Origin of the sequence: Pseudomonas sp. NPDC087803 (genome assembly GCF_044742995.1) — a bacterium.
Taxonomy (GTDB): Bacteria; Pseudomonadota; Gammaproteobacteria; order Pseudomonadales; family Pseudomonadaceae; genus Aquipseudomonas.
The window spans coordinates 21,936-42,298 of sequence record NZ_JBIUVO010000045.1 but is presented as its reverse complement, the minus strand read 5'-3'; the positions used below and the strand labels follow the sequence as shown (position 1 = coordinate 42,298).

The window sequence follows — 20,363 nt, the reverse complement described above, 5'->3', positions numbered from 1 at the left end:
GAAGCGAAACTCATCGAGCGGCCTCCAGTTGGGTGAAAGAAGAAGTGCAGAACAGTCTGGAGGCCGCTCGATGAGTTTCGCTTCATTCGGCGACTTCCTCGCCATGGGCCATCACGGCCTGTATGTCTGGTCGGCCTACGGTATCTGTCTGGCGGTGCTGATCCTCAACGTGGTCGCACCGATCGCGGCCCGCAAGCGCTATCTGCAACAAGAGGCGCGTCGTCTGCGCCGGGAGAACGGCAAGTGAATCCGCTGCGCAAGAAACGTCTGATCATCATTCTGGCGATCCTGGTCGGGGTCGGCGCCGCCGTCGGCCTGGCCCTCAGCGCCCTGCAGGAAAACATCAACCTGTTTTACACGCCGACCCAGATCGCCAACGGCGAAGCCCCGCACGACACGCGCATCCGCGCCGGCGGCATGGTCGAGAAGGGCTCGCTGCAGCGCTCGCCGGACTCGCTGGACGTCAAATTTGTCGTTACCGACTTCAACAAAGCCGTGACCATCACCTATCGCGGGATCCTCCCGGATCTGTTCCGCGAAGGGCAGGGCATCGTCGCCCTGGGCAAACTCAACGCCGACGGTGTGGTGGTGGCCGATGAAGTGCTGGCCAAACACGACGAGAAGTACATGCCGCCGGAAGTGACCAAAGCGCTGAAAGACAGTGGTCAATCGGCACCGACCCAAGCGAAGGAGGGTTGATCGATGACTTCTGCACTGTTTATTCCTGAACTCGGTCATCTGGCGATGATTCTGGCGCTGTGTTTCGCGCTGGTGCAGGCCGTGGTGCCGTTGCTCGGTGCGTGGCGTGGCGACCGTCTGTGGATGAGCCTGGCCCAGCCGGCGGCGTGGGGCCAGTTTGCGTTCTTGCTGTTTGCCTTCGGCGCGCTGACATACGCGTTCATGACCGACGATTTCTCGGTCGGCTATGTGGCGATGAACTCCAACAGCGCCTTGCCGTGGTACTACAAGTTCAGCGCGGTATGGGGCGCCCATGAAGGGTCGCTGCTGCTGTGGGCGCTGATCCTCGGTGGCTGGACCTTCGCCGTGTCGGTGTTCTCCCGGCAGTTGCCGCAAGTCATGCTCGCCCGTGTGCTGGCGGTGATGGGCATGATCAGCACCGGTTTCCTGTTGTTTCTGATCCTCACCTCCAACCCGTTCTCGCGGATTCTGCCGCAGATTCCGGCGGATGGTCGTGACCTCAATCCGCTGCTGCAAGACATCGGCCTGATCGTACATCCGCCGATGCTCTATATGGGTTACGTCGGCTTCTCGGTGGCGTTCGCTTTCGCCATCGCTGCACTGCTCGGTGGTCGTCTCGACGCGGCATGGGCACGCTGGTCGCGGCCGTGGACGATCGTCGCCTGGGCCTTCCTCGGCATCGGCATCACCCTCGGTTCGTGGTGGGCTTACTACGAACTCGGCTGGGGCGGCTGGTGGTTCTGGGATCCGGTGGAAAACGCCTCGTTCATGCCATGGCTGGTCGGCACCGCGCTGATTCACTCGCTGGCCGTCACGGAAAAACGTGGCGTGTTCAAGAGCTGGACGGTGTTGCTGGCGATTGCCGCATTTTCGTTGAGCCTGCTCGGGACGTTCCTCGTGCGTTCCGGCGTGCTGACTTCGGTGCATGCGTTCGCGTCCGATCCTGAGCGCGGCGTGTTCATTCTGATCTTCCTGCTGTTCGTGGTCGGCGGTTCGCTGACGCTGTTTGCGTTGCGCGCTCCGGTGGTCAAAAGTCAGGTCGGCTTCAACCTGTGGTCGCGGGAAACCCTGTTGCTGGGCAACAACCTGGTGCTGGTGGTGGCGGCGTCGATGATTCTGCTCGGCACCCTGTATCCGCTGATTCTCGATGCGATCAGCGGTGCCAAGCTGTCGGTCGGCCCGCCGTACTTCAACGCGCTGTTCATCCCGTTGATGGCGTTGCTGATGGTGGTGATGGCGGTCGGCGTGATCGTGCGCTGGAAAGACACCCCGGTGAAATGGCTGGCGAACATGCTGACCCCGGTGCTGCTCGGCAGCGTTGCGTTGGCGGTGGTGGCCGGTGTCGCTTACGGCGATTTCAACTGGGCGGTGATCGCGACCTTCCTGCTCGCCGCGTGGGTGTTGCTCGCCGGTGTACGCGACATCTTCGACAAGACTCGCCACAAGGGCCTGATCAAAGGTCTGCCGACCCTGACCCGCAGCTACTGGGGCATGCAGGTCGCGCACCTCGGCATCGCCGTGTGCGCCCTCGGTGTGGTGCTGTCGAGTCAGAACAGTGCCGAACGCGACCTGCGTCTGGCGCCGGGCGAGTCGATGGATCTGGCCGGTTATCACTTCATCTTCGAAGGCGCCAAGCACTTCGAGGGGCCGAACTTCACTTCCGACAGGGGCACCATTCGGGTGATCCGCGACGGCAAGGAAGTCAGCGTGCTACACCCGGAAAAACGCCTGTACACCGTACAGAGTTCGATGATGACCGAGGCCGGGATCGACGCCGGTTTCACTCGCGATCTCTACGTCGCACTGGGCGAGCCGCTGGAAAACGGCGCGTGGGCGGTGCGGGTTCACATCAAACCGTTCGTGCGCTGGATCTGGTTCGGCGGTCTGCTGACCGGTCTGGGCGGATTGCTGGCAGCGCTGGATCGGCGTTATCGCGTCAAGGTCAAAACCCGGGTGCGTGAAGCCCTCGGCCTGCAAGGAGCGGCTGCATGAGACGTTGGTTGATGCTGGTACCCCTGGCGATTTTCCTGCTGGTGGCGGTGTTTCTGTATCGCGGTCTGTACCTTGATCCGGCGGAGCTGCCGTCGGCAATGATCAACAAGCCCTTCCCGGAATTCAGCCTGCCGAACGTGCAGGGCGACAAGACCCTGACCAAGGCTGACATTCTCGGCAAACCGGCGCTGGTCAACGTCTGGGGCACCTGGTGCATTTCCTGCCGGGTCGAGCATCCGGTGCTGAACAAACTGGCCGAGCGCGGTGTGGTGATCTACGGCATCAACTACAAGGACACCAACGCCGATGCGTTGAAGTGGCTGGCCGAGTTCCACAACCCGTACCTGCTGGACATTCGTGACGACGAAGGCTCGCTGGGTCTGAACCTCGGGGTGTACGGCGCGCCGGAAACCTTCTTTATCGACGCCAAGGGCATCATCCGCGACAAGTACGTCGGGGTGATCGACGAGCAGGTCTGGCGCGAAAAACTCGCGGCCAAGTATCAGGCGCTGGTCGATGAGGCCAAGCCATGAAGCGTTTTATCGCTGCCGTGGTGTTGGGCTTGAGTCTGGCCGGTGTGGCGCATGCCGCGATCGACACTTACGAGTTCGCCAAGGACGGCGATCGCGAGCGTTTCCGTGAACTGACCAAGGAACTGCGCTGCCCCAAGTGCCAGAACCAGGACATCGCCGACTCCAACGCACCGATTGCCGCCGACCTGCGCAAAGAGATTTTCCGCATGCTCGGCGAGGGCAAGGACAATCAGCAGATCATCGATTTCATGGTCGATCGCTACGGTGATTTCGTCCGCTACAAACCGGCGCTCAATGCCAAGACCGCACTGCTGTGGTTCGGCCCGGCCGGGCTGTTGTTCGGCGGTGTGGTGGTGATTGCGGTGATCGTTCGCCGGCGTCGCGCACAGCGCACCGAGACCCCGCCATCGCTGTCCACCGAAGAGCGTCAGCGCCTCGACCAACTGTTGGATAAAAACCAAGAATGATTGATTTCTGGCTTGCCGCAGGGCTGTTGCTTCTGGTCGCCCTGAGTTTTCTGCTGATCCCGGTTTTGCGTGGCCGTCGCGCCCAGCGTGAAGAGGATCGAACTGCCCTGAACGTGGCGCTGTATCAGGAGCGCGTGGCCGAGTTGCAAGCGCAGCAGGCTGAAGGCGTACTCGACGCGGCGCAAATGGACAGTGGGCGTGCCGAGGCGGCGCGTGAACTGCTCGCCGATACCGAAGGCGTTGCCGCACCGCGTGTGTCGAAACTGGGCAAGCCGTTGCCGTTGCTGGCAGCGGTGCTGGTGCCGGTGTTGGGCCTGGGTTTGTATCTGCATTTCGGTGCTGCCGACAAAGTCGAGCTGACCCGCGAATTCGCTCAGGCGCCGCAGTCGATGGAAGAGATGACCCGGCGGCTGGAGCGCGCCGTGGCCGCGCAACCGGATTCCGCTGAAGGCCTGTACTTCCTCGGTCGAACCTACATGGCCCAGGATCGTCCGGCGGACGCGGCGAAGATGTTCGAACGCGCCGCCAACCTGGCCGGTCGCCAGCCGGAACTGCTCGGCCAGTGGGCGCAGGCGCAGTACTTTGCCGATGGCAAGAAGTGGTCGGACAAGATCCAGGCCCTGACCGACGAAGCGCTGAAAGCCGATCCGAAAGAAGTCACCAGCCTCGGCCTGCTCGGCATCGCTGCGTTCGAGGCTGAGCGTTACCAGCAAGCGATCGACTACTGGAACCGCCTGCTGGCGCAACTGCCGGCGGACGACAACTCCCGCGCCGCGCTGCAAGGCGGGATCGAGCGCGCCACCGAACGTCTGCAGGCCAGCGGTGGCAAAGTCGCCGCCAGCCCGGCCGCGAAGGTTGCCGCACTGCTCAAGGTGCGCGTTGATCTGGCCAGCGAACTCAAGGGTAAGGTGCAGCCGGGTGACAGCGTGTTCATCTTCGCCCGCGCCGTTTCCGGCCCACCGGCACCGTTGGCGGCCAAGCGCCTGACCGTGGCGGATTTGCCGGTCACTGTCGAACTGGGCGATGCCGACGCGATGATGCCGCAGTTGAAACTGTCGAACTTTCCTGAAGTCCAACTGGTTGCGCGCGTCTCCCGTGCCGGTCAGCCGACCGCCGGGGAGTGGGTAGGCCGCAGCGGCCCGCTGGCCAGCAGCACCACCGCGCAGCAAACACTGACCATCGACAGCCCGGACCAATAACCACCGGCACCCACAGGAAAGCACCGCCATGCACAGTCTCGCCCGAATCGCAGTCATCACAATGGCCTTGGGCATGAGCGCCTGTGCGGTGCACCGACCGGAACCGACCACCAGCCTGCCGCCGATCCCGCCGGCACAACCGAGCCCGACCCCGTCGACCTCGCCGACGCCGGGCAAGAGCATCCCGGCCAAACCGTCCAAGCCAGTCCCGCGCACCTCGGCCAGCTTCGCCCCGCCACCGGGCGGCAACAGCCACTGGGACCAGAAGCTCGGCGTCTACGTCCTCGACGACCAGCCCAACACCTTCTACCGCCAGCGCACCTACTTCCGCTGGAACAACGGCTGGACCCGCTCCGTCAGCCCCAACGGCCCCTGGGAAGACACCGACATCCACGGCGTGCCGCCGGGGTTGGGCAAACAGTTCGGGCAGTGATGAAAAAACGGCGATCTCTGGATCGCCGTTTGTTTATCTGGTGTTCCCAAAACGAGTATTCAGAGAATCGCACGGTAGGTGCTCAGCTCCCGAACTGACTCGACCAATCCTTGGCGCCGCAAAAGGTCAAGAAACGGCTCGACCTCCATTGGCGGCAATTTCAGTTGTTGGCGCTGCCGTTGCGCTGCAGCGATAACGGCTGCCGGATCAAGGTGAAACAGGTTTTCGACAAACTCATCAGGGTGTTGGGCCTCGACGCCATAGGGGGCGAGGCAGGCATCGGGAAAATCTTTCAGGTTGAACGTCACGATCACTCCTGCACCACAGCGTATGGCCGCGGCCAGTACATGGCGGTCGTTGGTATCGGGTAAGGACAGTCCGGTGATCAGGTTTTCAAAGTCGTAGACACAGGCATCCGGGATCGCACGGTCCATAAGCTCGCAAGTGCGGTCCAGTTGCTCCATCGTCAGATCGGTTCGGTTCTTCAATAAATTGCGTTTCCATTCGCCGTGAATCTCCTTGGTCCATCGGGCCCGAAATCTCCCCGAAAGCGCGAGCCACGTCAGAAAATCTCTCAGTGGGGCAGGGTACAAAACACATGCATCGTATACAGCGGTGAAAGGGGAATGCCTCACTCGTATCCTGTCCTTAACGCCTGTGCCTGCTCCGCGAGAAGCGCCATTGCCTGCTCGCTGGCGGTGTCGCGCCGGGTTTTATAGTCCATCAAATCGGCGAAACGCACACGTCGGTGCTTGCCGGTTTTGTGGTAGGACAACTCGCCGCTTTCCAGCAGTTTTATCAGGTGCGGGCGTGAGACGTTCAGCAGATCGGCGGCTTCTTGCGTGGTCAGTTCGGCGTGCACCGGTACGACTTTGACGGCGTTGCCTTCAGCCAGCTCCGCCAGAATATCCATCAGTAGCCGCAGTGCCGACGTCGGAAGCTCGACCTGATGCGCCTGGTTCTGCTCATCGAAAATCTGGATGTGCTGGGTTTCGAATTGGGTCGCGAGGTAGGCGGCAAGCGCGCGTTTGCCTTCGATTGCGGCTTTGACTTCGCGCTCCACCGGCAGGTTGAGAGAGGGGTGAACGACAATCGACATAATGGATTCCAGCATTCCGAACAGAGGATGCTGAAACATTATTCGAATTAAACGAAAATCGCAATAAACGAAACGCGGCCGGTTCAGGTCGGGTGTTTCAGCAAATTTTCCATGTACTCCACAAACGCCCGCGCCTTCGCACTGACCATCCGCCCCGTGGGAAACACCGCCCACAAGTCCTGATCCGGCAAACCCCAATCACCCATCACCGCCCTGACCGCACCGCTCGCCAGCTCCGGGGCGAACATCCATTGCGAGGCGATGGTCAGGCCCTGATCGGCCAACACGGCCGCGCGCAAACCCTCGGCGGCGCTGACCCGCAGGCGGCCGGTCAGGGATTGCGTCTGCTGTTCGCTGCCTTGGGTAAAGGTCCAGGTGGCGCCGCCGCTGAGGTTGTAAACGATGCCTTGGTGCTGATTCAAATCGGCTGGGCAGCTCGGCTCGCCGTGGCGGGCGAAGTAGGCCGGGGTGCCGAGCACCACACGGCGGCAGTCGGCGATTTTGCGTGCGGTGAGGCTGGAGTCGCTGAGCGGGCCCATGCGCAGGGCCACGTCGATGCCTTCTTCGACCAGATTGATGTTGCGATCATCGAGCATCAGGTCGATGTTCAATTGCGGATGCTGCTCGAGAAACGGCCCCAGCTGCGGCACGACGTGCAGGCGACCGAAAGTCACCGCCGCGCTGATGCGCAAGTTGCCGCTTAAACCGCTGGCGCTGCCACGGGCGGCGTTATCGGCTTCGTTGGCTTCGTCGATGGCGCGCCGGGCTCGCTCAAAAAACGCCAGCCCCGCCTCGGTTGGCGTCAGGCCACGAGTCGAGCGCAGCAACAGGCTGACCGCCAGGCGTTTTTCCAGCTGAGCAATGGTTTTCGACACGGCGGGCTGACCGATATTCAGGCGTCGGGCGGCAGCGGAAAACGAGCCGGTTTCGACCACGTAGACGAAGGTTTCCATGGCAGCGAGGCGGTCCATCAGTCTTCCTGCAAATCTGAAAATTATCGTGATTCCCCTGTGGGAGCGGGCTTGCTCGCGAAAGCGGTCTGACATTCAGCACAGGTATTGGCTGATCCGACGCCTTCGCGAGCAAGCCCGCTCCCACAGGGAATAGGGTGCTGAGTGTAATCCGCGTCCATTCAATCACATGCTGTAAAACAACCGAACGTCGTTCTGCAGATTTATGTGCTTGAGTAAAGATAACTCTAGAGTTACTTTTACTCGGCCGGAGCAAGGAGGCGGTAGGTGCAAAGCAGGCTATTGATCAAGGAGCTGGAGGAGGCAGGCTGGACGCTGGATCGAGTCACCGGCAGTCATCATATCTTCACTCACCGTTACAACCCGTACACCATTCCCGTTCCTCACCCGAGAAAGGATTTGCCGCCGGGGACGGTCAAAAGCATCAGGAGGCGTGCCGGGTTGTACCCCCCGCCAGCCAGCTACAAGGGAGATCCATAATGCAATATCCGATCTGCATCGAATGGGGTGACGACAACACTGCCATCGGCATTCAGATACCTGACATTCCTGGCGCCGTCACGGCCGGGGATACTTTCGAGGACGCCTACAACGCAGCCGTAGAAATAGCCCACCTCATGTTGCAGGAGATGGCGGCGGACGGAGAGTCGATTCCCATGCCGACGTCAGCAGCGGCTCATCGCAATAATCCGGAGTTTGCCGACATGGGCTGGGGGATGCTTGAGCTGGATATCTCGCCGTACATGGGCAAGACCGAGAAGGTCAACGTGACGTTGCCAGGTTATGTGATCCAGCGCATCGATCGCTATGTGCGTGAACACAATGTCAAAAGCCGCTCTTCGTTTCTGGCGGATGCGGCGATGGAGAAACTGGTTCGGTATTAAGCGTCATCGCTCCCAAAGGCGCAGTGAGCAACCTGTGGGAGCGAGCGCGATGCTTTTGACGTATTACGCCGTTGCCAATGAGCCACGCTGCGAAACACTCAAGAACCGCAACAGCGCCAGCAGCGGGAACGCGCTACCGACAATCACGATCCACAACCAGCCGCCATGCTCATACACCGCACTGGCCACCGACGAGCCGAAGGCGCCGCCGATGAAGATGCTGGTCATGTACAGCGCGTTGAGGCGCCCACGGCTTTTGGCGTCCAGCGAGTACACCGCGCGCTGGCCGAGGACCATGTTCATCTGTACGCAGAAGTCCAGTACCACGCCGGTCACGGCCAGGCCGATGACGCTGTAGGCCGGGTGAATGAAGGCCGGCAGGAAGCTCAGGCTGGCGAACAGCATGGCCAGCAGCGAAGCGATGCGGGTGTGACCGGCGTCAGCCAGGCGGCCGCTGATCGGCGCGGCGATGGCACCGATGGCGCCGACCAGGGCGAAGATCGCGATCTCGCTTTGCGACAGGCCATGGTTGCGCGCCAGTTCCAGCGGCACCGCGGTCCAGAACAGACTGAAGGTGGCGAACATGCAGCCCTGATAAAACGCGCGCTGACGCAGCACTGGTTGCTGGCGCAGCAGGGTCCACAGCGAGCCGATCAACTGGCCATATGTGGCGCTATGATCCGGTTGGCGCTTGGGCACGGTCAGTGCCAGCACCACGCTGATCGCTGCCATCAACGCCGCAGCAATCATGAACATCGCGCGCCAGCCGAAATGGTCGGCCACCACACTCGACACCGGTCGCGCCAGCAGGATGCCCAGCAACAAACCGCCCATGATCCCGCCGACCACCCGGCCCCGGGATTCTTCCGGTGCCAGGTGCGCGGCCAGCGGAATGAGGATCTGCACCGACACCGAACTGAAGCCCACCAGCAACGAGATCAGCAGAAACACATTTGGCTGACTGGTAAACGCCGCGCCGAGCAGGCTGGCAATCGCCACCAGCGTGGTGATGATCATCAGCCGGCGGTTTTCCAGCAGGTCGCCGAGCGGCACCAGGAAAAACAGGCCCAGCGCATAGCCGATCTGCGTCAGCGAGACGATGAAGCTGGCCATGGTGTCGGAGAGGCCGATGTCTGGCGCGATCAGGCCGATGATTGGCTGTGCGTAGTAGATGTTGGCGACGATGGCGCCGCAGCAGAAGGCGAACAGCAGCACCATGCCTCGGGTCATTGCGTGAGTTGTGGCGTTCATAAGGTTTCTCGATCCAGCGAAAGGGAATGCGGTGAGGCTAAGGGACGCATCGTCGTGGCAGAAGAAGCCTTCGGTTGATATCAGTTATTCCGTTGCGGAATGATGGGCTTCAAGGTCAATGTCGTCCATCGGCGAACCTTGCGTCCGGCCGGGGAGGGGTGATGATACATTCACTTACATCTTCTTCGATAGCGTGCTTATGTTTACCGCTGCGCCCTTACTGTTCATCACTGGAGGATTGCCATGTTGCGTCAGCTGCTGCGTCACACCGCCACGATTACCTTGATCGGCCTGCTTGGCGCCAGTGCGGTGCAAGCCGCCGACGCCCCGGGCACGCGCCTCGGTGTGCGCGGCGAGATCACCGGGGTCAATGCCGACTCGTTGAAAGTCCACGTCAACAGCGGCGAGAACGTAGTGATTCAGTTGAACCCGGACACCAAGGTCCGCGCCGTGACCCTGGCCAATATCGAAGACATCAAACCCGGCAGCTACATCGGCTCGGCGGCCATGCCGCAGGAGGACGGCACGCTCAAGGCAATGGAAGTGCACGTATTCCCGCCGGAGCTTGCAGGTAGCGGCGACGGCCATCGCCCGTTCGACCTGGCCAAGGGCAGCAGCATGACCAATGGCAGTGTCGGGGATCTGGTGGTGAGTAACGGCCGGGTGTTGACCGTCAACTACAAGGGCGGGCAGCAGAAGATCCTGGTGCCGGAGGACGTGCCGATCGTCAATCTGACGCCGGGGGATCGCAGCTTGCTGAAGGTGGGGGTGAAGATCGTCACGTTCGTCACGCAGGGCGCGGATGGCACGCTGACAGCGCAATCCATTTCCGCCGGCAAGGATGGCGTCACGCCGCCTATGTAAAAGCCCCTCACCCTAACCCTCTCCCGGAGGGAGAGGGGACTGTTTGGGGGATGCTGAAGCAATTTGCCGACCTGAAACTCGGTTGCCGGATCCATAATCCATAAGGTCTTTCAGGTCGATGTAACTCGCCAGACACCTCGGTTGGCCCCCTCTCCCTCCGGGAGAGGGCTGGGGTGAGGGTAAAACTGCCATGAAAAAGGCGACCACCGAGGGTCGCCTTTTTCATGTCCGCCAAATCTTACTGGCTGTAGATCTGATCAAAGATCCCGCCATCATTGAAGTGGGTCTTCTGCACCGAACGCCAGTCACCGAAGGTTTTTTCCACCGACAGGAAATCGACTTTCGGGAAACGGTCGGTGTATTTCGCCAGCACCGCCGGGTCCCGTGGGCGCAGGTAGTTGGCAGCGGCGATTTCCTGACCTTCCGGCGACCACAGGTACTTCAGGTATTCATCGGCAGCGGCGCGGGTGCCTTTCTTGTCGACCACTTTGTCGACCACCGACACTGGCGGTTCGGCCTCGGCGGAGACGCTTGGGTAGATCACTTCGAACTGATCGCGACCGAATTCGCGCGCGATCATTTCGGCCTCGTTCTCGAAGGTCACCAGCACGTCGCCGATCTGGTTGGTCATGAACGTGGTGGTCGCGGCGCGGCCACCGGTATCGAGCACCGGCGCTTGCTTGAACAGTTTGCCGACAAAGTCCTTGGCCTTGTTCTCGTCACCGCCGTTCTTCAGCACGTAGCCCCAGGCCGAAAGGTAGGTGTAGCGGCCGTTGCCCGAGGTTTTCGGGTTCGGCACGATCACCTGCACGCCGTCCTTGAGCAGGTCCGGCCAGTCTTTCAGGGCTTTCGGGTTGCCTTTACGGACGATGAACACGGTGGCCGAGGTGAACGGCGCACTGTTGTTCGGCAGGCGGGTCACCCAGTTTTCCGGAACCAGTTTGCCGTTGTCGGCGAGGGCGTTGATGTCGGTCGCCATGTTCATGGTGATGACGTCAGCCGGCAGGCCGTCGATCACCGAACGCGCCTGCTTGCTCGAGCCGCCGAAGGACATCTGTACGGTGATGTTTTCGTTGTGCTCGGCCTGCCAGTGTTTCTGGAACGCAGTGTTGTAGTCCTTGTAGAAGTCGCGCATCACGTCGTAGGAGACGTTGAGCAGGGTCGGTGCGGCTTGAGCCATGCTGCCAAAGGCCAGACCGGCGGCGAGAAGTGAGGCGCCAAAGAGTTTTTTCACTGCGCATTCCTTGTTGTTTATGTGTAGGAGCTGCCGCAGGCTGCGATCTTTTGATCCTGATCTTTTAAAAGCAAGATCAAAAGATCGGAGCCTGCGGCAGCTCCTACAGGGGGTGATGTTTAATTGCCACTGACTATAACGGGGCACGCATAGTCGTTTAAAGATTAAAAAGCTCTGTGCTTATTCCACTTTCTTAAACAGCTGGCTGCCACACCGCGAGCAAAACGCCGCGTTCTGTTCATGGCTGTTTTTCTTACACACCGGGCAGTCGTGTTGCAGTTGTTCGCCGCGCATGGCGTTGGCCAGTTCTGCGGTGAAAATCCCGGTGGGCACGGCGATGATCGAGTAACCGGTGATCATCACCAGCGACGAAATAACCTGGCCCAGCGGGGTTTTCGGCACGATGTCGCCGAAGCCCACGGTGGTCAGGGTCACGATAGCCCAATAGATGCCTTTGGGAATGCTGGTGAAGCCATGTTCCGGGCCTTCGATCACGTACATCAGGGTGCCGAACACCGTCACCAGGGTGCAGACGCTGACCAGAAACACCACGATCTTCTGCTTGCTGCCACGCAGCGCCGACATCAAATAGTTGGCTTGCTTGAGGTACGGGCTGAGCTTCAGCACCCGGAAGATCCGCAGCATCCGGATGATGCGGATAATCAGCAGGTACTGCGCATCGCTGTAATACAGCGCGAGGATCCCGGGCACGATCGCCAGCAGATCCACCAGTCCGTAGAAGCTGAAGGCGTAGCGCAACGGTTTCGGTGAGCAATACAACCGCAGGATGTACTCGCCGAGAAAGATGATGGTGAAGCCCCACTCGATGTAGGCCAGTACATCGGCGTAGTTCTGGTGAATGCTGTCGATGCTGTCGAGCATCACCACCACCAGGCTGGCGAGGATGATCAACAGCAAGGTGCCGTCGAAGCGCCGCCCGGCGAGGGTGTCGCTCTGGAAAATCATCACGTAAAGCCGTTCACGCCAACTGTTGCTGCTGTCCATGGATAACGCCTGAATTGAAGATCAGCGCAGCCTAGGTTGATTCTCCCCCTGTGCGCAAGGCGTGGCGTCGACGGCGGCTTTGCCAAGCATCTGGATCCCGGCGCGGATCAGCCAGCAGGCGAGAATGAACGGCGCCGTCAGCGTCGCCAGACCGAGGGCGGCGAACAACGGCGTGACCAGCAGCGCAAGGACGATGCCCACTAGCGGTAACCACGGTTGTTGGCGCTGCGCACTGCAGGCGAGGGCGGCGAGCACCGCGTTGTAACTGCCCAGCCCCAGCAACGCAGCAGCGGTTTCGTGGTGCAGCAGACTGGACGCGAGGCCGATGGCCGACGCCAGTAGCGCCCAGCAGAACGCCCGGCGATCGGCAATCAACAGGCCAATGCCGATCAACGCACCGGCCAGCGGATGATCGAGGAACATCACTTGACCCAGTCCACGCAGTTCTGCGGCGAGCAGGTTCAGCGTGTTCATCTCGATGTGCGTCATCGGCGCCGACGGTTCAGCGAACAGCAGCAGGATCCAGCCAATTGCCACGAACGGCGAGGTGTAGGCCGGTATCGAACGACTGCGGTACACGTGTTTGAGCCATTGCTGAGTGAGCATCGCGCTCAGCCCGCCAGCCGCCAGAATCAGCGGCGGCAGCAGCGGTGACCAAGGGAAATACAGGCTCAGCAACAAGCCGAGCAGCACGCCGTTGTAACTGAACAATCCGGCCTGGCGATCCGCCTTGGCATAGTTACGGCGTTGCGCGGTGAGCAATCCGGCGACCGCACCGAGCAGCGCGCCGGCAAACAGCACCGGCGCAGTGAGCAGGATCGCCAGCAGGCACAACAGGCCGCACAGCGGATGGCGCTGGAGGAATATTTGACTGAAACCGTTGAGCAAAGCCTCGGCCCAGTCGGGGCAGTGGGTGTTGAAATGATTGGCAGGCATGATGAAAAAAATCTGGGCAGTTGGAAAATCAAAAGGTCTTGCATAAATGTGGTGAGGGGATTCATCCCCGATGGCTGCGAAGCAGCCCCAAATCGGCGAATGCGGTTTTTCTGTGAAAACCGTCACTCTCTTGAAAGCGGTGACTGCTGCGCAGTCAATCGGGGATGAATCCCCTCACCACAGGGTTCAGTCGCAATCTTTAGATCAGCGTTTCGATCCGCAGCGAGTTGGTCGATCCCGGCTGCCCGAACGGCACCCCGGCGGTGATCAGCAGCGTATCGCCGCGCTCGGCCATGCCTTGCGCCTGAGCGATTTCCAGCGCGGTCGAACACACTTCATCAACCTGACGCAGGCGATCATTGACCACCGAATGAATGCCCCACGCCACGCTCAAGCGCCGCGCGGTCTGCAGGTTCGGCGTCAGGTTGAGGATCGGCGCTTTCGGTCGCTCCCGCGCCGCACGCAACGTCGAGGCGCCCGACTCGCTGTAATTGACCAGCACCGCCACCGGCAGCACGTTGCTGATGCGGCGGATCGCGCAGCTGATCGCATCGGAAACCGTCGCCTCGGCTTTCGGTCGGCTGACGTCGAGCTGAGTCTGATAATCCGGACCGTTCTCCACCTGACGGATGATCTTGCTCATCATCTGCACCGCTTCCAGCGGGTACTCGCCAGAGGCGGTTTCAGCCGAGAGCATCACCGCATCCGCGCCTTCAGCCACCGCGTTGGCGACGTCGGTGACCTCGGCGCGGGTCGGCGCAGGGGAGAAGCGCATCGACTCGAGCATCTGCGTCGCCACCACCACCGGTTTGCCGAGTTCACGGCAGGTGCTGATGATGTTTTTCTGGATCTGCGGCACGCTTTCCGCCGGTACTTCCACGCCGAGATCGCCGCGAGCGACCATGATCGCGTCGCTCAGCTGGACGATTTCGCGCAGTTGTTCGACCGCTGACGGTTTCTCGATTTTCGCCATCAGGAAGGCCTTGTCGCCGATCAGTTCGCGGGCCTCGAGAATGTCCTGCGGACGTTGCACGAACGACAGCGCCACCCAGTCCACACCCAGCTCCAGACCGAAGCTCAGGTCGCGGCGATCCTTGGCGGTCAGTGGGCTCAAATCGAGCACCGCCTGCGGCACGTTCACGCCTTTGCGGTCCGACAGCTCGCCGCCATTGAGCACGGTGGTGTCGATCGCGTCGGTGTACTTGGTGACCACGCGCAGGCGCAGTTTGCCGTCATCCAGCAGCAGATCCATGCCCGCTTCGAGCGCGGCGATGATCTCCGGGTGCGGCAGATTCACCCGGCGTTCATCGCCAGGTGTGGCGTCCAGATCGAGACGGAACGCCTGACCGCGATGCAGTTGCACCTTGCCGTCGGCGAACTTGCCGACGCGCAGTTTCGGCCCCTGCAAATCCATCAGAATGCCCAGTGGATAGTTGAGCTGGCGCTCGACTTCGCGGATCCACTGATAGCGCTGGGCGTGGTCGGCGTGATCGCCGTGGCTGAAGTTCAGGCGGAAGATGTTGACCCCGGCCTCGACCAGCTCGCGGATGTCGTCGATACCATCGGTGGCCGGCCCGAGGGTGGCGAGGATTTTGACCTTTTTATCAGGCGTCATGATTTAGAGTTCTCGAGGATCAGGATGGCGCGGAAGTCGTTGACGTTGGTGCGGGTCGGCTCGGTGACGATCAGTGCATCGAGCGCCTCGAAGTAGCCGTAACCGTTGTTGTTATCCAGCTCGTCGCTGGCACTCAAACCGAGGGCGGCGGCTCGGGCGTAGCTGTCCGGGGTCATGATCGCGCCGGCGTTGTCTTCCGAACCGTCGATGCCGTCGGTGTCACCGGCCAGCGCGTAGACGCCGGGCTGGCCCTTGAGGCTGTCGGTCAGGCTCAGGAGGAATTCGGCGTTGCGTCCGCCACGGCCATTGCCGCGCACGGTCACGGTGGTTTCGCCGCCGGAGAGAATCACGCACGGCGCAGCGAGTGGCTGCCCATGGTTGATGATCTGCCGGGCGATGCCGGCGTGGACTTTCGCCACTTCGCGGGACTCACCTTCGAGGTCGCCGAGGATCAGCGTGCTGAAACCGGCCTGACGGCATTTCACCGCCGCGGCATCGAGCGATTGCTGCGGGCGGGCGATCAACTGGAAATGGCTGCGGGCCAGGCTCGGGTCACCGGGTTTGACGGTTTCCGATTCCGCGCTTTGCAGCCAGGTGCGCACCGACGCGGGGACTTCAATGCCGTAGCGCTTGAGGATCGCCAGCGCTTCGGCGGAAGTGCTCGGGTCGGCCACGGTCGGGCCGGAGGCGATCACCGTGGCGAGGTCGCCCGGTACATCGGAAATCGCGTAGGTATACACAGTGGCAGGCCAGCAGGCCTTGCCCAGACGGCCGCCCTTGATCGCCGAGAGGTGCTTGCGCACGCAGTTCATCTCGCCGATGGTCGCGCCGGATTTGAGCAGGGCTTTGTTGATCGACTGCTTGTCGGCCAAGGTGATGCCTTCGGCCGGCAGGGCGAGCAGGGCAGAGCCGCCACCGGAGAGCAGGAAGATCACGCGATCGGCTTCGCTCAGGTTGCTGACCAGTTCCAGCACGCGTTTGGCCACGGCCAGGCCGGCGGCGTCCGGTACCGGGTGCGCGGCTTCGACCACTTCGATTTTTTCGCACGGGGCGCCGTGACCGTAGCGGGTCACCACCAGACCGGATACTTCACCCTGCCAGCAGCGCTCGACCACCTGGGCCATGGCGGCTGCAGCCTTGCCGGCGCCGATGACGATCACTCGGCCCGTGCGATCAGCAGGCAGATGGGCTTCGAGGACTTGGTTCGGATGGGCCGCGTCGATGGCTGTGGCAAACAGCTCGCGCAGCAGTTGTTGCGGATCGACCGACATGGCGGGCTCCCGGAATTCTTGTTATTGGAGTGGAGCGACAACGGTGCAGCGACCCGGTCCCTGTGGGAGCTGGCTTGCCAGCGATTCAGGCGCTGCGGTCCTTCAGAAAAACCGAGTCGATGCCATCGCGGGCAAGCCCGCTCCCACAGGGAGCGAGCCAGAGGCGCAGATTATTTTTTGTCGCGAATCGAGAAGTTGGCCATGTGTTCCAGACCCTTGATCAGCGCCGAGTGGTCCCAGTTGCTGCCACCGATGGCCGCGCAGGTGCTGAACACTTGCTGGGCGTTGGCAGTGTTCGGCAAGTTGATGTTCAGCTCCTTGGCGCCTTGCAGGGCCAGGTTCAGGTCCTTCTGGTGCAGACTGATGCGGAAGCCCGGATCGAAGGTGCCCTTGATCATGCGCTCGCCGTGCACTTCGAGGATCTTCGAGGAGGCGAAACCACCCATCAGCGCTTCACGCACCTTGGCTGGATCGGCACCGTTTTTCGAGGCGAACAGCAGGGCTTCGGCGACGGCCTGAATGTTCAGCGCGACGATGATCTGGTTCGCCACTTTGGCGGTTTGACCGTCGCCATTGCCACCGACCAGAGTGATGTTCTTGCCCATAGCCTGAAACAGCGGCAGGGCGCGTTCGAAGGCATCGGCGTCGCCACCGACCATGATGCTCAGGGTCGCAGCCTTGGCGCCGACTTCACCACCGGATACCGGGGCGTCGAGGTATTGCGCGCCTTTTTCGTTGATCTTCTTGGCGAAAGCCTTGGTGGCGGTCGGCGAGATCGAACTCATGTCGATCACGACTTTGCCTTTGCCGATGCCAGCAGCGACGCCGTCGGCGCGGAACAGCACGTCGTCGACCTGCGGGGTGTCCGGCACCATGACGATGATGAATTCAGCTTCCTGCGCGACTTCGCGCGGGTTGGCCAGGGCGACGGCGCCAGCGGCAACCAGATCGGCCGGAGCGGCGTCGTGGTGCGCCGACAGGAACAGGCTGTGACCGGCTTTCTGCAGGTTCGAAGCCATTGGGTGGCCCATGATGCCGGTGCCGATAAATCCGATTTTAGCCATGAGAAAATCCTCTTGTTTTTGTGTGGATCTCTGTAGGAGCTGGCGAAGCCTGCGATCTTTTGATCTTGATCTTGAAAAGCAAAGTCAAAAGATCGCAGCCTTCGGCAGCTCCTACAGGAATGACCGTGTTCGATCAGATTGCGTTATGGGTTTTGAGCCAGCCGAGACCGGCTTCAGTGGTGGTCAGCGGCTTGTACTCGCAACCCACCCAACCTTGATAACCGATGCGATCCAGGTGTTCGAACAGGAAGCGGTAGTTGATTTCACCGGTGCCCGGCTCGTTGCGCCCCGGGTTGTCCGCGAGCTGCACGTGGTTGATCTCGCCCAGGTGCGATTGCAGGGTGCGGGCCAGATCGCCTTCCATGATTTGCATGTGATAGATGTCGTATTGCAGGAACAGGTTGGCGCTGCCGACCTGCTCGCGAATCGACAGGGCTTGCGCCGTGTTGTTCAGGTAGAAACCCGGGATGTCGCGGGTGTTGATCGCTTCCATCACCAGTTTGATACCGGCCGCCTGCAGCTTGTCGGCCGCGTACTTGAGGTTGGCGACGAAGGTTTTCTCCACGGTCACATCATCAATGCCTTGCGGACGGATACCGGCCAGGCAGTTGACCTGGGTGTTGCCCAGTACTTGCGCGTAGGCGATCGCCAGATCGACCCCGGCGCGGAACTCTTCAACGCGATCCGGCAGGCAGGCGATACCGCGCTCGCCCTTGGCCCAATCACCGGCCGGCAGGTTGAATAGCACTTGGGTCAGGCCGTTGGCATCGAGCCTGGCCTTGATTTCGGCAGAGCTGAAATCGTACGGGAACAGGTATTCCACACCACTGAAACCGGCTTTGGCGGCGGCGTCGAAACGGGCAAGGAAATCCTGTTCGGTGAACAGCATGGACAGGTTGGCTGCGAAACGCGGCATGGTGGTCTCCTGTTGCGAATTAATGATGATGGCTTTGTGTAGGAGCTGCCGCAGGCTGCGATCTTTTGATCTTGATCCTGAAAAACCAGATCAGAAGATCGCAGCCTGCGGCAACTCCTACAGGGGAGTAACCGCGGCCATCAATCCTGGCAGATCAGTCGAGTAACGAAATCGCCGTTGGCGCGTCGTTGCCGACCAGCGCCAGGTCTTCGAATTCGTTGACGGCGTTGATCTCGGTCCCCATGGAGATGTTGGTCACACGCTCCAGGATGATCTCGACAATCACCGGTACCTTGAACTCTTCGATCATCTGTTCGGCCTTGCGCAGGGCAGGGGCGATTTCCGACGGTTCGAACACGCGCAGGGCTTTACAGCCGAGGCCTTCGGCAACTGCGATGTGGTCGACACCGTAACCGTTGAGTTCCGGCGCGTTCAGGTTATCGAAGGACAGCTGCACGCAGTAGTCCATTTCGAACCCGCGCTGGGCCTGACGGATCAGGCCCAGGTACGAGTTGTTCACCACGACGTGGATGTAAGGCAGTTTGAACTGAGCGCCGACCGCCAGCTCCTCGATCATGAACTGGAAGTCATAGTCCCCCGACAGGGCCACGACTTTCCGGCTCGGATCGGCCTTGACCACGCCCAGCGCGGCCGGAATGGTCCAGCCCAACGGGCCGGCCTGACCGCAGTTGATCCAGTGACGCGGCTTGTAGACGTGCAGGAACTGCGCGCCGGCAATCTGCGACAGACCAATGGTGCTGACGTAGCAAGTGTCCTTGCCGAACACCTGGTTCATCTCTTCGTAAACGCGCTGCGGCTTGACCGGTACGTTGTCGAAGTGGGTCTTGCGGTGCAGGCTGGCTTTGCGTTGCTGGCAATCCTGCAGCCAGGCGCTACGGTTTTTCAGCTTGCCGGCGGCTTGCCATTCACGGGCGACTTCGATGAACACGGTCAGCGCGGCAGCAGCGTCGGAGACGATGCCCAGATCCGGGGTGAACACACGGCCGATCTGCGTGCCTTCGATGTCAACGTGAATGAACTTGCGGCCTTCGGTGTAGACGTCGACCGAACCGGTGTGACGGTTGGCCCAACGGTTACCGATGCCCAACACCACGTCGGATTTCAGCAGCGTGGCGTTGCCGTAACGGTGCGAGGTCTGCAGACCGACCATACCGGCCATCAACGGGTGATCGTCGGGAATTGTGCCCCAGCCCATCAGGGTCGGGATCACCGGAATACCGGTCAGCTCGGCGAACTCCACCAGCAGATCGCTGGCGTCGGCGTTGATGATGCCGCCACCGGCCACCAGCAATGGACGCTCGGCCTGATCCAGCAGGGCCAAAGCCTTCTCGACCTGAATGCGGGTCGCGGTTGGCTTGGCCAGCGGCAATGGCTGGTAGGCGTCGATGTCGAATTCGATTTCAGCCATCTGCACGTCGAACGGCAGGTCGATCAGCACCGGGCCTGGACGGCCGGAGCGCATTTCGTAGAAGGCTTTCTGGAATGCGTAAGGCACCTGGCCCGGCTCCAGAACCGTGGTCGCCCACTTGGTGACGGGCTTGACGATGCTGGTGATGTCGACGGCCTGGAAGTCTTCCTTGTGCATGCGGGCGCGGGGTGCCTGGCCGGTGATGCAGAGGATAGGGATCGAGTCGGCCGAGGCGCTGTAGAGCCCGGTGACCATGTCGGTACCGGCAGGGCCGGACGTACCGATGCACACGCCGATGTTGCCGGCCTTGGTGCGGGTGTAACCCTCGGCCATGTGCGACGCGCCTTCGACGTGGCGAGCGAGGACGTGATCGATGCCACCGACTTTCTGCAAGGCGGAGTACAGCGGGTTGATCGCAGCACCCGGAATGCCAAAAGCGGTATCAACCCCTTCACGGGGGGTGTGGCGGGCGGCTGGGTGAGGTGATGGGTGTGTGGGGTG

Annotated in this window: 22 protein-coding genes; 10 read left to right on the top strand and 12 right to left on the bottom strand. The window is 61.3% G+C overall.

Translation table 11 applies throughout. The annotated features are described in order from the left end of the window. Positions 1-70 precede the first annotated feature (70 nt). From ccmD to ACIOUG_RS19645, 7 genes are read left to right on the top strand one after another with little or no spacing between them, the layout of a single operon-like run. On the top strand, positions 71-247 hold the full coding sequence (ccmD, locus tag ACIOUG_RS19675; protein WP_003222944.1) for a heme exporter protein CcmD: 177 nt from the start codon (positions 71-73) through the stop codon (positions 245-247). Further along, positions 244-699: a cytochrome c maturation protein CcmE gene (gene ccmE, locus ACIOUG_RS19670; protein ID WP_401067930.1), complete on the top strand. Its 456-nt coding sequence runs from the start codon at positions 244-246 to the stop codon at positions 697-699. The genes ccmD and ccmE overlap by 4 nt, the downstream gene beginning before the upstream one ends. 3 nt (positions 700-702) lie before the next feature. Further along, a complete protein-coding gene (locus tag ACIOUG_RS19665; RefSeq protein ID WP_401067927.1) occupies positions 703-2,691 on the top strand; it encodes a heme lyase CcmF/NrfE family subunit in 1,989 nt (662 codons plus the stop codon). Continuing rightward, on the top strand, positions 2,688-3,224 hold the full coding sequence (locus tag ACIOUG_RS19660) for a DsbE family thiol:disulfide interchange protein (protein WP_041072930.1): 537 nt from the start codon (positions 2,688-2,690) through the stop codon (positions 3,222-3,224). Before ACIOUG_RS19665 ends, ACIOUG_RS19660 begins: the two co-directional genes overlap by 4 nt. Next, positions 3,221-3,691 carry a cytochrome c-type biogenesis protein gene (locus ACIOUG_RS19655; RefSeq protein WP_401067924.1) on the top strand — a complete coding sequence of 157 codons (471 nt, stop codon included), beginning with the start codon at positions 3,221-3,223 and terminating at the stop codon, positions 3,689-3,691. Before ACIOUG_RS19660 ends, ACIOUG_RS19655 begins: the two co-directional genes overlap by 4 nt. Next, positions 3,688-4,890: a c-type cytochrome biogenesis protein CcmI gene (gene ccmI, locus ACIOUG_RS19650; RefSeq protein WP_401067923.1), complete on the top strand. Its 1,203-nt coding sequence runs from the start codon at positions 3,688-3,690 to the stop codon at positions 4,888-4,890. The genes ACIOUG_RS19655 and ccmI overlap by 4 nt, the downstream gene beginning before the upstream one ends. 28 nt (positions 4,891-4,918) lie before the next feature. Next, positions 4,919-5,323: a hypothetical protein gene (locus ACIOUG_RS19645; protein ID WP_401067920.1), complete on the top strand. Its 405-nt coding sequence runs from the start codon at positions 4,919-4,921 to the stop codon at positions 5,321-5,323. A 59-nt stretch (positions 5,324-5,382) separates the two neighbouring features. Here ACIOUG_RS19645 and ACIOUG_RS19640 read toward each other — a convergent pair whose 3' ends face one another. From ACIOUG_RS19640 to ACIOUG_RS19630, 3 genes are all read right to left on the bottom strand, one after another. Then, on the bottom strand, positions 5,383-5,958 hold the full coding sequence (locus tag ACIOUG_RS19640) for a PIN domain-containing protein (RefSeq protein ID WP_401067917.1): 576 nt from the start codon (positions 5,956-5,958) through the stop codon (positions 5,383-5,385). Next, positions 5,955-6,422 (bottom strand): helix-turn-helix domain-containing protein, encoded by a 468-nt coding sequence (locus ACIOUG_RS19635; protein ID WP_401067916.1) that lies wholly within the window; start codon positions 6,420-6,422, stop codon positions 5,955-5,957. The genes ACIOUG_RS19640 and ACIOUG_RS19635 overlap by 4 nt, the downstream gene beginning before the upstream one ends. Positions 6,423-6,505: 83 nt before the next feature. Next, positions 6,506-7,393: a LysR family transcriptional regulator gene (locus ACIOUG_RS19630; protein ID WP_401067913.1), complete on the bottom strand. Its 888-nt coding sequence runs from the start codon at positions 7,391-7,393 to the stop codon at positions 6,506-6,508. Between the two features lie 267 nt (positions 7,394-7,660). Between ACIOUG_RS19630 and ACIOUG_RS19625 the strand changes: the two genes are divergently transcribed. Both ACIOUG_RS19625 and ACIOUG_RS19620 read left to right on the top strand, forming a co-directional pair. Continuing rightward, a complete protein-coding gene (locus tag ACIOUG_RS19625) occupies positions 7,661-7,873 on the top strand; it encodes a type II toxin-antitoxin system HicA family toxin (protein WP_401067910.1) in 213 nt (70 codons plus the stop codon). After that, entirely contained in the window at positions 7,873-8,277 is a 405-nt protein-coding gene (locus ACIOUG_RS19620) for a type II toxin-antitoxin system HicB family antitoxin (RefSeq protein WP_401067907.1), read from the top strand. Before ACIOUG_RS19625 ends, ACIOUG_RS19620 begins: the two co-directional genes overlap by 1 nt. Before the next feature lie 63 nt (positions 8,278-8,340). Here ACIOUG_RS19620 and ACIOUG_RS19615 read toward each other — a convergent pair whose 3' ends face one another. Next, entirely contained in the window at positions 8,341-9,528 is a 1,188-nt protein-coding gene (locus ACIOUG_RS19615; protein ID WP_401067906.1) for an MFS transporter, read from the bottom strand. A 243-nt stretch (positions 9,529-9,771) separates the two neighbouring features. Between ACIOUG_RS19615 and ACIOUG_RS19610 the strand changes: the two genes are divergently transcribed. Continuing rightward, the gene (locus ACIOUG_RS19610) at positions 9,772-10,392 is read left to right on the top strand and encodes a hypothetical protein (protein WP_401067903.1); all 621 of its coding nucleotides are present in this window, start codon (positions 9,772-9,774) and stop codon (positions 10,390-10,392) included. A gap of 238 nt (positions 10,393-10,630) precedes the next feature. Here the strand turns inward: ACIOUG_RS19610 and ACIOUG_RS19605 are convergent, their stop codons facing one another. The 8 genes from ACIOUG_RS19605 to gcl form a co-directional block, all read right to left on the bottom strand. After that, positions 10,631-11,626 (bottom strand): sulfate ABC transporter substrate-binding protein, encoded by a 996-nt coding sequence (locus ACIOUG_RS19605; protein WP_115987136.1) that lies wholly within the window; start codon positions 11,624-11,626, stop codon positions 10,631-10,633. A gap of 180 nt (positions 11,627-11,806) precedes the next feature. Then, a complete protein-coding gene (locus ACIOUG_RS19600; RefSeq protein ID WP_027613938.1) occupies positions 11,807-12,631 on the bottom strand; it encodes an ion transporter in 825 nt (274 codons plus the stop codon). A 21-nt stretch (positions 12,632-12,652) separates the two neighbouring features. Continuing rightward, the gene (locus tag ACIOUG_RS19595; RefSeq protein ID WP_401067899.1) at positions 12,653-13,567 is read right to left on the bottom strand and encodes an urea transporter; all 915 of its coding nucleotides are present in this window, start codon (positions 13,565-13,567) and stop codon (positions 12,653-12,655) included. A gap of 199 nt (positions 13,568-13,766) precedes the next feature. After that, a complete protein-coding gene (pyk, locus tag ACIOUG_RS19590; protein ID WP_401067896.1) occupies positions 13,767-15,182 on the bottom strand; it encodes a pyruvate kinase in 1,416 nt (471 codons plus the stop codon). Next, positions 15,179-16,453: a glycerate kinase gene (locus ACIOUG_RS19585; protein ID WP_401067894.1), complete on the bottom strand. Its 1,275-nt coding sequence runs from the start codon at positions 16,451-16,453 to the stop codon at positions 15,179-15,181. Before ACIOUG_RS19585 ends, pyk begins: the two co-directional genes overlap by 4 nt. A gap of 170 nt (positions 16,454-16,623) precedes the next feature. Continuing rightward, positions 16,624-17,517, bottom strand: a complete 894-nt coding sequence (locus ACIOUG_RS19580; RefSeq protein ID WP_003222962.1) for a 2-hydroxy-3-oxopropionate reductase — start codon at positions 17,515-17,517, stop codon at positions 16,624-16,626. A gap of 133 nt (positions 17,518-17,650) precedes the next feature. After that, complete coding sequence (gene hyi / locus ACIOUG_RS19575) at positions 17,651-18,433, bottom strand: hydroxypyruvate isomerase (RefSeq protein WP_401067891.1); 783 nt, start codon at positions 18,431-18,433, stop codon at positions 17,651-17,653. Positions 18,434-18,587: 154 nt separating this feature from the next. After that, positions 18,588-20,291, bottom strand: a complete 1,704-nt coding sequence (gene gcl / locus ACIOUG_RS19570; RefSeq protein WP_401067932.1) for a glyoxylate carboligase — start codon at positions 20,289-20,291, stop codon at positions 18,588-18,590. Positions 20,292-20,363: the final 72 nt, after the last annotated feature.

Excerpts from the sequence above, each read along its gene's own strand:
- hyi (WP_401067891.1), bottom strand. The coding sequence starts at position 18,433 with ATGCCGCGTTTCGCAGCCAACCTGTCCATGCTGTTCACCGAACAGGAT.
- pyk (WP_401067896.1), bottom strand. The coding sequence starts at position 15,182 with ATGACGCCTGATAAAAAGGTCAAAATCCTCGCCACCCTCGGGCCGGCC.
- ACIOUG_RS19610 (WP_401067903.1), top strand. The coding sequence starts at position 9,772 with ATGTTGCGTCAGCTGCTGCGTCACACCGCCACGATTACCTTGATCGGC.
- ACIOUG_RS19660 (WP_041072930.1), top strand. The coding sequence starts at position 2,688 with ATGAGACGTTGGTTGATGCTGGTACCCCTGGCGATTTTCCTGCTGGTG.
- ACIOUG_RS19630 (WP_401067913.1), bottom strand. The coding sequence starts at position 7,393 with ATGGACCGCCTCGCTGCCATGGAAACCTTCGTCTACGTGGTCGAAACC.
- ACIOUG_RS19580 (WP_003222962.1), bottom strand. The coding sequence starts at position 17,517 with ATGGCTAAAATCGGATTTATCGGCACCGGCATCATGGGCCACCCAATG.
- ACIOUG_RS19585 (WP_401067894.1), bottom strand. The coding sequence starts at position 16,453 with ATGTCGGTCGATCCGCAACAACTGCTGCGCGAGCTGTTTGCCACAGCC.
- ACIOUG_RS19665 (WP_401067927.1), top strand. The coding sequence starts at position 703 with ATGACTTCTGCACTGTTTATTCCTGAACTCGGTCATCTGGCGATGATT.
- ACIOUG_RS19645 (WP_401067920.1), top strand. The coding sequence starts at position 4,919 with ATGCACAGTCTCGCCCGAATCGCAGTCATCACAATGGCCTTGGGCATG.
- ccmD (WP_003222944.1), top strand. The coding sequence starts at position 71 with ATGAGTTTCGCTTCATTCGGCGACTTCCTCGCCATGGGCCATCACGGC.
- ccmI (WP_401067923.1), top strand. The coding sequence starts at position 3,688 with ATGATTGATTTCTGGCTTGCCGCAGGGCTGTTGCTTCTGGTCGCCCTG.
- ACIOUG_RS19615 (WP_401067906.1), bottom strand. The coding sequence starts at position 9,528 with ATGAACGCCACAACTCACGCAATGACCCGAGGCATGGTGCTGCTGTTC.
- ACIOUG_RS19600 (WP_027613938.1), bottom strand. The coding sequence starts at position 12,631 with ATGGACAGCAGCAACAGTTGGCGTGAACGGCTTTACGTGATGATTTTC.
- ACIOUG_RS19635 (WP_401067916.1), bottom strand. The coding sequence starts at position 6,422 with ATGTCGATTGTCGTTCACCCCTCTCTCAACCTGCCGGTGGAGCGCGAA.
- ACIOUG_RS19655 (WP_401067924.1), top strand. The coding sequence starts at position 3,221 with ATGAAGCGTTTTATCGCTGCCGTGGTGTTGGGCTTGAGTCTGGCCGGT.
- ACIOUG_RS19620 (WP_401067907.1), top strand. The coding sequence starts at position 7,873 with ATGCAATATCCGATCTGCATCGAATGGGGTGACGACAACACTGCCATC.
- ACIOUG_RS19595 (WP_401067899.1), bottom strand. The coding sequence starts at position 13,567 with ATGCCTGCCAATCATTTCAACACCCACTGCCCCGACTGGGCCGAGGCT.